At 63.1% G+C, this 8,678-nt stretch carries 10 protein-coding genes and 2 tRNA genes; 5 read left to right on the top strand and 7 right to left on the bottom strand.

The window, feature by feature from the left end:
- A partial coding sequence (locus tag H0241_RS10190; protein WP_181057270.1) for a transposase occupies window positions 1–191 on the top strand: 191 nt, incomplete at its 5' end.
- A complete protein-coding gene (locus tag H0241_RS10185; RefSeq protein WP_181057269.1) occupies window positions 143–343 on the top strand; it encodes a hypothetical protein in 201 nt (66 codons plus the stop codon). The genes H0241_RS10190 and H0241_RS10185, both read left to right, overlap by 49 nt.
- Here the strand turns inward: H0241_RS10185 and H0241_RS10180 are convergent.
- Window positions 332–408: transfer RNA gene (locus H0241_RS10180), tRNA-Asp, on the bottom strand. The two genes, H0241_RS10185 and H0241_RS10180, sit on opposite strands and share 12 nt — an antisense overlap.
- Window positions 409–627: 219 nt before the next feature.
- Here H0241_RS10180 and H0241_RS10175 point away from each other — a divergent pair.
- Window positions 628–703, top strand: a tRNA-Val gene (locus H0241_RS10175).
- Window positions 704–765: 62 nt separating this feature from the next.
- On the opposite strand, the gene H0241_RS10170 is transcribed toward H0241_RS10175, so the two are convergent.
- A complete protein-coding gene (locus H0241_RS10170; RefSeq protein WP_328824644.1) occupies window positions 766–1,311 on the bottom strand; it encodes a hypothetical protein in 546 nt (181 codons plus the stop codon).
- A gap of 197 nt (window positions 1,312–1,508) precedes the next feature.
- On the opposite strand from H0241_RS10170, the gene H0241_RS10165 reads away from it, so the two are divergent.
- Window positions 1,509–2,330, top strand: coding sequence for a M15 family metallopeptidase (locus H0241_RS10165; RefSeq protein ID WP_181057268.1), 822 nt, complete (start codon window positions 1,509–1,511; stop codon window positions 2,328–2,330).
- On the opposite strand, the gene H0241_RS10160 is transcribed toward H0241_RS10165, so the two are convergent.
- The 5 genes from H0241_RS10160 to H0241_RS10140 form a co-directional block, all read right to left on the bottom strand.
- Complete coding sequence (locus tag H0241_RS10160) at window positions 2,331–3,101, bottom strand: SDR family oxidoreductase (RefSeq protein WP_181057267.1); 771 nt, start codon at window positions 3,099–3,101, stop codon at window positions 2,331–2,333.
- Between the two features lie 13 nt (window positions 3,102–3,114).
- On the bottom strand, window positions 3,115–4,110 hold the full coding sequence (locus H0241_RS10155; RefSeq protein WP_181057266.1) for an ABC transporter permease: 996 nt from the start codon (window positions 4,108–4,110) through the stop codon (window positions 3,115–3,117).
- 145 nt (window positions 4,111–4,255) lie between these two features.
- On the bottom strand, window positions 4,256–5,296 hold the full coding sequence (locus tag H0241_RS10150; protein ID WP_181057265.1) for a sugar ABC transporter substrate-binding protein: 1,041 nt from the start codon (window positions 5,294–5,296) through the stop codon (window positions 4,256–4,258).
- Window positions 5,297–5,337: 41 nt separating this feature from the next.
- The gene (locus H0241_RS10145) at window positions 5,338–6,102 is read right to left on the bottom strand and encodes an ATP-binding cassette domain-containing protein (protein ID WP_181057264.1); all 765 of its coding nucleotides are present in this window, start codon (window positions 6,100–6,102) and stop codon (window positions 5,338–5,340) included.
- Window positions 6,099–7,265, bottom strand: a complete 1,167-nt coding sequence (locus H0241_RS10140; RefSeq protein ID WP_181057263.1) for an ROK family transcriptional regulator — start codon at window positions 7,263–7,265, stop codon at window positions 6,099–6,101. Before H0241_RS10140 ends, H0241_RS10145 begins: the two co-directional genes overlap by 4 nt.
- Window positions 7,266–7,478: 213 nt before the next feature.
- Between H0241_RS10140 and H0241_RS10135 the strand changes: the two genes are divergently transcribed.
- The gene (locus tag H0241_RS10135) at window positions 7,479–8,660 is read left to right on the top strand and encodes a M24 family metallopeptidase (RefSeq protein WP_181057262.1); all 1,182 of its coding nucleotides are present in this window, start codon (window positions 7,479–7,481) and stop codon (window positions 8,658–8,660) included.
- The last annotated feature ends 18 nt before the right edge of the window (window positions 8,661–8,678 follow it).

The raw sequence follows: 8,678 nt of genomic DNA, 5'->3' as shown, positions 1-8,678 counted from the left end.
TGCCGCCCTACTCCCCGGACCTCAATCCAATCGAGCAGGCCTTCGCAAAGATCAAACACTGGATGCGCCAAGCCCAGAAGCGAACCGTCGAGGACACTTGGCGCCACATCGGCCACCTCGTCGAAACCATCGAGGCAGCCGAATGCAAGAACTACTTCGCAAACGCCGGGTACGCTTCCATCAAAACGTGAAAGACTCTAACCGACTGAGCTACACCCTGCGCGGCATTGATCGCCGCAAGGCGATCGATCTGAACCAACGCATTCAAGGAGACATTTTTGACATCAACGTCGACATTTCTCCGAACCAAGGCCGTGACCTTTGGGAGAAATGGCGCGAGTGACGGGGCTCGAACCCGCGACCTCCGGCGTGACAGGCCGGCACTCTAACCAACTGAGCTACACCCGCGCATTAGACGAGCACGTGTCAGCCGTGTTCGTCGTTGGGGCGGTGGATAAGGGGTTCGCCACCGGGTGTCAAGCGCACCTCGACAGCATAACAGCAAACAGCAGAAGGTTTTTTGACAGGCAGCACTTTGCCCGGGAAAACCGCTACGCGGCTAAGCTCGCGCCTGTTCATTTGGCCTTGCGAAGCTGGGTCTGACCGCTTAAAGGTCCGGCCCGGAGCGGGCGATTAGCTCAGTTGGTAGAGCGCTTCGTTTACACCGAAGATGTCGGCGGTTCGAGCCCGTCATCGCCCACCATGACCCCGGATGCCCGGGCGCGGCCACAACGAGCCGCCCCCGCTTTTCTTCCCGGCCTCGGCCTATCGCCTATAATAACAACTCTTGTGCGCGCCGGGAGCGGGATCCCCGCCAAAGGCGTTGTTGCCGCAGCGCACGCCGTTCCTGAACACGCCTTGCGCGTACTGGCCGCGGGCTCCGTACCTGACCAGCTTGCGGCCACGGAAATCGCAGAACTCACGCTCCCTGGCGCAGGCCACCCATCCGCCACGGCCCTGGCCGTAGTCGTCGTCGCCATAATTGTCGTCGTCATTGTCGCCATAATCGTCACCGCCGCGGCGCGTCACGATATAGCAGGCCTTGTCGCGGCCGGGCGCGGGATCGCCAAAGACGCGGTTTGAACACGGCACGGCGCGACGGTCGAAAAAGCGTGAGGTGGTCTGGCCGCGCGCGCCATAGACCACTTCGGCGGGATAGGGCAGGCGGCAGGTGCCGCCCTCGTCAGCGCATCGCTGCATGCGCTGGGCAGACGCGGTGGCCGGGAAAAGAACAGAAGCGGCCGAGGCCAGGCCGACCAGGCAAATGAATGTGAACGCCATCCGGATCAGGGCGCTGGAGGTTTTTGACACGATTTGTCTCCCTTATTGATTCACGCCGCATCTTACCGCAGCCTAGCCAAATGCACGATGAACGAAAGCCATTGCCGACAGGAGCAATGGCTCCATGAGCTGAATTCCCGCTTTGTGGCCAGTGAGCTGCCGTCATCACTCCGGATTTGATAAGGGTCTTGGCCAGCAATCGATTGGCTCTCCGGAGAGGCGGGACAATGATCGACCATCCCAGGCGCCTGCTGCTGCAGCTGGCGATCGTATTGGCAATCTGTGGCACTGGGCGCCTTGCCTACGCGACAGATGCCGGCGACGGCGTCGACCAGCCGGCCGCCAAAGCGGCCTTGCTCAAGGCCTATCCCGGACTTTTCACCATCTCGGGCAATGTCCTGACCTGGGCCGACGGCACCACCATGGTGTGGGACGACGGCAAGGCGCGCGACGCCGAGGCGCTGCTGGAGAGCCCCGACATCGAAGACATGTTTCGCTATGTCTACCCGACGGCAGCGGAGGGTGCGCTGGTTCCGGCCGAGGATTTCGATCCCGGCCGTATCCGCAACGAAGCCTTCTTCGAGAAGCTCTACGGCAAAAGTGCCGCGGACGTGGGCAAGCACATCGCCAACGTGAAATGGCTGCCGAAACTCGGCAAGAAGACCGTTCAGGTCACCAAGGTGTTTGGCATCAACGACCGGCTGGGCAAGATCTCCGATGTGCTTGAAGCGATGCCCGCTGAGCTCAGCCGTTACGGGCTCAAGCCCGGCGGCGGCTTTGTCTGGCGGCCCATCGCCGGCACAAACCGGTTGAGCGTCCACTCGTTCGGTGCAGCCTTCGATATCAATGTTGGTTTCTCCGACTACTGGTACAACAACAGAAACAAAACCAACCCGAAGACACACATTCCGTTCAAGAACCGGATTCCGCTGAAAATCGTGGAATTGTTTGAGAAAAACGGCTTCATCTGGGGTGGGCGCTGGTATCACTACGACACCATGCATTTCGAGTACCGGCCCGAATTGCTGCTGTACAAGAAATCCGGCTGATCACGGCGGCAGCAGCCGGAAATCCTTGCCCTCGGGCAGCAATTGCCCGCCGTCGACGACAATGGTCGTGCCGGTGATGTAGCTGGCATCGTCGGAGGCGAGGAACAGGAAGGCGTTGGCGACATCGCGCGGGCTGCCGAGGCGGCCGAGCGGGATGGAATCCTCCATATTCTTGATGTAGGCGGCGCCGCGATGCAGCTCGATCGCTTCGGTCAGGATGTTGCCGGGCTCGACGCCGTTGACGGTGATGCCGTAGCCGGAGAATTCCAGCGCCGCCGAGCGGATGAAGCCGTTGATGCCGGCCTTGCTTGCGCTGTAGTGGCCGTGGCCGGGGCTGGAGACGCGCGGCCCGGTAATCGACGAGGTGTAGAGCATGCGCCCGTAACCTTGCGCCTTCATCGGCGGCAGGGCCGCCAGCGTGGCGTTGAAAGTGCCGCGCAGATTGACTGCCATCACCCGGTCCCAGTCGTCCGGGCTGGTGTTTTCGATCAGCTGCCAGGGATAGATGCCGGCATTCTGCACGACGATGTCGAGGCGACCTTGGCGGTTCAGCGCCAGTGCCACCGCGGCCTCGGCGTCGGCCATTTGCGAGATGTCGGTGCGGATGAAGGCCGCGCCCAATTCGTCCGCGGTCGCCTGGCCCGCTTCGGCCTCGCTGTCAGCCAGGATCAGCCTTGCGCCCTCCTCGGCAAAGCGCTGCGCAATGCCTTTGCCGATGCCGCGCGCGCTGCCAATGATCAGCGCGACCTTGTCTTGCAGCCGTCCGGTCATGCGAGCCGTCCTTTTATGCCAGTCTCTGGCGAATGGTTTGCTTGAAGGCGTCGAGCAGCACGGCGGCGAGCACCAGCAGGCCGTGGATCACCTGGGTGAAGTTGGCCGGCAGGCCCATCAGATTGATCGCCGTGTTGATGGAGGAGAGCAGCAGCACACCGGCATAGACTCCGGGCAAGGTGCCGACACCGCCTTTCAGGCTGACGCCGCCAATAACGACGGCGGCAAAGGCGTTGAACAACAGCCCGACGCCGAGATTGGCGGTGGCGCCGGAGGTGCGGATGGCGAGCAGCCAGCCGGCGAGGCCGGCAATGGCGCCTGCAAGCACGAAGGCGATAACCAGATTGCGGTTGACGCGGATGCCGGCGCGGAAGGTCGCCGTCTCGTTGCCGCCGATCATGATCAGATGGCGGCCGAACGGCGTCTTGGCCATGATCAGCGAGAACAGGACGAAACAGGCGACGGCGATCCAGGCGGTCAACGGCAGGCCGGCGAGGCGCTGGATGGCGAACCAGCGGATGGCCGGGGCCAGATCCTGCGCGGAGCGGCCACCGGAAATGACCAGAACCAGGCCGCGCACCCAGATGTAGGACGCCAGTGTGATGATGAAGGCGCTCATCTTCACCTTGACCACGAGGTAGCCGTTGAAGGCGCCGATGATGCCGCCGACGGCCATCGCGATCAGCAGCGAAACCGGAACCATCAGCCATTGCGGATTGAGCTGTATGCCCATGCCGATGCCCGACGAGCAAAACAGGATGCCGACCGTCATGGCGCTGAGTGCCGCCACTGATTCCACCGACAGGTCCATATGGCCGGCAATGATGACCAGCGACAGGCCAATCGACATCACGCCGAGCACGCTCGATGCCTCGATGATGTTGGCGAAGATGCCGAGCTGGAAATAGTTCGGGACGAAGATGGAAAAGACGATCAACACAAAGACCAGCATGAACCAGACGAGGTTGTCGAGAACGAACTCCAGGGCTTTGCGGGTGCGCGGGTTCATGGGCTGATCCGGTTGGCGCCCCCGCGAAATCAACCTGATTTCATCGGGTTTAGGCGCGGATTCAAATTCGCCACGGCGTCCGGGGACGCGGCGTTGTGAAATGTCAGGCTCCGGGCCTCGGTGGCCCGGAGCGCTTGGCAAGTGACTATTCGACCGACTTGATCGTGTCCGTCGGCGGCTTCTGGTTGCCCCAGAAGGCCGGATTGTCGACGTTTTCCTTGGTGATGGCGGCACCCGGGATTTTGATGTTGGGGCCCCAGGTTTCCTTGGTCACCGTCGACTTCAAGCCGAGCACGTCATACTCGCCGGGCTTGATTTCCTGCTTGCCGGCGATCTTGTCCATGAACATGGCGACGGCGGCGGCCTGCGCATATAGCGGCTGCTCGACTTCGACGTTGAGCCAGCCCTTGCGGATCAGGTCGAGGCCGACCGGAGCGCCGTTCGAGCTCATCAGCATGACGTCGCCCGGCTTCTTGCCGGCGGCCTCGAGCGAGGCAACGGCAGCGACCGACAGGTGCGCGGCATGGCTGAAGATCAGGTCAATGTCGGGGTTGGCCAGCATCTGGTCGGCAACGATGGTGCCGGCATTGCTGGCTTCCCACTGCATGGCGGGCAGCGAGATGATCTTGACGTCCGGAAACGCCTTCATCTTCTCCTCAAAACCCTTCTGGATGTCGAGCGTGTAGGGATCGCCGGGATCGCCCAGCACCTGCAGGATCTTGCCCTTCACCGAACCGTTCTTGGCGGTCAGAAGCTTTTGCGCTTGGTCGGCGGCGACGTAGCCGATCTCGACCGTGCCCGCCACCGAGGTGAAGTCGGACGGGGTCGAGGTGATCTGGCGGTCGAACTCGACCACCGGAATGCCGGCCGCGCGTGCGGCTTCGATGGATGGCTTCAGCGCGTTGAAATCGACGGCGGCGAGAATGATCGCCGCAGGCTTCAGCGCAATGACATCGTTCATCTGCGATTGCTGCGCATCGGTCTTGTTGTCGGCGTTGAGTGTCTTCACCTCATAGCCGACCTGCTTGAGGAACAGCTCCAGCGCGCTCACCGAGCCGGTCTGGAATTCATCGAGCAGGGTCGGAACCATATAGTAGACGGTGCCCTTGGTCTGGGACATTGCCGGCGTGAGCGAGGCAAGAGCCAGTGCCAGGATACCGAAGACAAGAACAAGTATTCGCTTCATGTCGTTCGCTCCTCTTTTATACCGGACCCCTCTTTTGTCCCTCAACCTGCCGGTCCGGCACCGGCAAGCGTCTCACCGGTGATCATGTTGATCACCGCATCGGGACTTGTTTTGTTGCGTGCGACATCGCCGGCCACGACGCCTTGCCGGATCACCACGATCCGGTCGGCGACCTGGAAGGCCTGCTGCATGATGTGGGTGATGATGACGACGCCGATGCCCTGGTTGGCCACCTGGCGGATCATCTCGAGGCCGCGCCTGGTCTGTTCGACGCCGAGTGCGGCGAACGGCTCGTCAAGCAGCACCAGCTTGCCGCCCCAATGCACGAAGCGGTTGAGCTCGATCGCCTGGCGCTGACCGCCCGAGAGGTGCTCGACATTGGTGCGCAGCGACGGGATGCGCGTGCCCGCACTGGCCAGCGCCTTGCCGACGACGGCCTCCATGGCGCGCTCGTCGAGGATCGGGATACCGAGAACCTTGCGGGTGATTTCTCGGCCCATGAAGAAGTTGGCGACGACGTCGACATTGGTGCAGAGTGACAGGTCCTGGTAGACGGTTTCGATGCCGGCCGCCTTGGCCTCGGCCGGCGACTTCGCCAGAAATTCCTTGCCCTCGAACAGCATGCGGCCGGAACTTGGCTCCAGGCCGCCGGCGATGATCTTGACCAGCGTCGACTTGCCGGCGCCGTTGTCGCCGAGCAGCGCCACGACCTCGCCCTTGCCGATCGAGAAGCTGATGCCTCTCAGCGCCTGGATGGCACCGTAATTCTTGGTGACGTTTTCGAGTACCAGCAGCGGTTCGGTCATGCCGCCACTCCCTTGCTGTGCATGAGGTCGGACCGGCGCTCGCGCTCGGCAATGAACATCTGGCCGAAGCGCGGCGAAAGCACGCCGGAAACGGCAAGGGCCGCAGCACCACGCAGCACCGAGTGCTGTCCGCCGGTGGCCACCATCACGCGCGGGGTCTTGCGGTCGCGCCGCGCCGAGATCGAATTGGGAAGCTGTGCCGCCGCGCCGACCAGTTTTTCCAGCAGGTCGGTGGGGGCGAGCCCGCCGAGGATGACGGTCTCGGGGTCGAACAAATTCTCGATGGTGGCGATGGCGTTGCGGAAGATCGGCGCGACTTCGGCTACCCAGGCGGCTTCGCCGATGTTGCGGCGGCGCAGCGCCTCCAGCGAGAGGTAGCGTTCGAGGCAGCCATGATTGCCGCAGGGACAGAGTTCGCCGCCGGGAATGGCGGGGATGTGTCCGATTTCGCCGGCATTGCCCCAGGCGCCGCGCATCACCGCCCCGTCATGGACGATGACGCCGCCGAGACCGACGCCGAAATAGAGGTAGTAATATTCGGAAAAGCCGGCGCCGAGGCCGTAGAGGCGCTCGCCCATGGCGGCCGCCGCCATGTCGGTCTCGAAGAAGGCCGGCAGCCCGGTCGAAGCCGTCAGCCGATCCGGCAATGACACATCCTTCCAGCCGGCCATGGTCGTCGGGCCGACGAAGCTCATCGATTCCACGCCGAAGGGCCCGGGCAGCGCCATGCCGATGCCAAGCACGCGGCCGCCGGGCCGCAGCGAGGTCAATTCCGGCACCATGGCGCCGATCAGCTCGAAGGCATGGTCGGGCGTGGCATGCGGCGCCTCGCGATGTGTGCTTTCGATGACATCGCCGCTGAGATTGATCAGCGCCGCGTCGATCCCCATCGGCGTGAGGTGGACGCCGACGGCATAGCCGCCCTCAGGATTGATCCTGAGCGTCGCCGGCGGCAGCCCGCGCCCGCGCGGCTCTTCGCGCAGCGACAGCAGATAGCCGTGCTCTTCGAGCTCGCGAACGATGGTCGAAACGGTCTGGACGGTGAGGCCGACGCGGCTGGCAATGTCGCCGCGGGCAATGGGGCCGTGAAGACGGATAGACTCCAGCACGATGCGCCGGTTGTAAGGCCGCCCGAATTCCTGATTGGTCCCCCGCAGTGCCATGTCCCGCGCCCCTTAGGAGAGGTGAGACTTGCACAGGCAATTTATTCAGTCAAATGGAATTCAAAAATAATTTGTGACAGTCCCCGACCCCGGTGCAGGACCTGTCCCATGCGCCGCACTGGCCGATTGCCGCCGGGTTGAAAGCACTTCAATGGTGCATGATGTCAGGCGCGCGCGGGGCTCGCCCGGCCAAGGGCTCAGCAGGGAAAAACGATGATCGAACTGCCTTTTGCGCGCGATGAGTATCAGCAGCGGCTCAAGAAAATCCGCGCCGAGATGGCGAAACGTGGGATCGAACTGCTTGTCGTCAACGATGTCGCCAACCAGCATTACATCACCGGCTATGACGGCTGGTCGTTCTACACGCCGCAAGTGGTGCTGGTTCCGATCAAAGAAGAGGCCGAGCCGGTCTGGATCGGCCGAGCCATGGATGCGGCCGGCGGTCTGCTGACGGCGTGGATGAAACCTGAGAATGTGGTTGGTTTCCCCGAAGGCCACGTCCAGCGCGCCGATCGCCATCCGATGGACTGGATCGCGGCCTGGATTGTCGCCAAAGGTTGGGGCGCCAGGCATATCGGCATCGAGCTCGAAGCCTATTATTTCTCGCCAAGAGCGCATGCCCGGCTCGTTGCCGGTCTGCCCAATGCGAAATGGCACGACGCCGATCTGCTGGTGAACTGGATCCGCGCCGTCAAATCCGCGCCGGAAATCGCTTATCTGCGCAAGGCGTCGACCTTGGCCGAGGCGGCCGTCTCACGGGCCTTCGAAGTCATCGCGCCAGGCGTGCGCGAATGCGACGCCATCGCTGCCATCCAGGCGGCGCAGATTGCCGGCAGCCCGGACTTTGCCGGCGACATCACAGCGCTGCCGCCGACCATCCTCGGCGGCGAGAATGCGTCCGCCCCGCACATCATGTGGAGCGACCGGCGGTTCGGCAAGGACGAGACGATCGCGCTTGAACTCGCCGGCGTCTGCCGCCGCTATGCCGCCGGGCTCGCCAGGACGATGCAGCTCGGCAGGACGCCGACGCGTGTCGCGGACACGGCAAAGGCGGTGATCGAAGGCATGGATGCGGTGCTCGACGCGGTCCGGCCAGGCACCACTGCCGAAGCGGTCGAAGCCGCCTGGCGCAAGGTCATCCAGCGCTACGGGCTGAAGAAGGAATCGCGCATCGGCTATTCCATCGGCGTCGCCTATCCGCCGGATTGGGGCGAGCACACGATCAGCCTGCGGCCCGGCGACAAGACGGTGCTTCAGCCCGGCAATGTCGTGCACTCCATTCTCGGCATGTGGATGGATGGTTGGGGCATCGAAATCAGCGAAACCATTCTGGTGACCGAGACCGGCAACGAGACGCTGACGAAATTCCCGCGAGACATTCATGTCAAATCCTGACCGGCCGGCCACGACGGA

Source organism: Mesorhizobium neociceri, from assembly GCF_013520985.1.
GTDB lineage: Bacteria > Pseudomonadota > Alphaproteobacteria > Rhizobiales > Rhizobiaceae > Mesorhizobium > Mesorhizobium neociceri.
The sequence above is the reverse complement of the archived record's forward strand: the minus strand, read 5'-3'. Positions and strand labels throughout refer to the sequence as shown.

Coding starts and splice junctions, on each gene's coding strand:
- H0241_RS10185 (WP_181057269.1), top strand. CDS start 143: ATGCAAGAACTACTTCGCAAACGCCGGGTACGCTTCCATCAAAACGTG.
- H0241_RS10165 (WP_181057268.1), top strand. CDS start 1,509: ATGATCGACCATCCCAGGCGCCTGCTGCTGCAGCTGGCGATCGTATTG.
- H0241_RS10160 (WP_181057267.1), bottom strand. CDS start 3,101: ATGACCGGACGGCTGCAAGACAAGGTCGCGCTGATCATTGGCAGCGCG.
- H0241_RS10155 (WP_181057266.1), bottom strand. CDS start 4,110: ATGAACCCGCGCACCCGCAAAGCCCTGGAGTTCGTTCTCGACAACCTC.
- H0241_RS10150 (WP_181057265.1), bottom strand. CDS start 5,296: ATGAAGCGAATACTTGTTCTTGTCTTCGGTATCCTGGCACTGGCTCTT.
- H0241_RS10145 (WP_181057264.1), bottom strand. CDS start 6,102: ATGACCGAACCGCTGCTGGTACTCGAAAACGTCACCAAGAATTACGGT.
- H0241_RS10140 (WP_181057263.1), bottom strand. CDS start 7,265: ATGGCACTGCGGGGGACCAATCAGGAATTCGGGCGGCCTTACAACCGG.
- H0241_RS10135 (WP_181057262.1), top strand. CDS start 7,479: ATGATCGAACTGCCTTTTGCGCGCGATGAGTATCAGCAGCGGCTCAAG.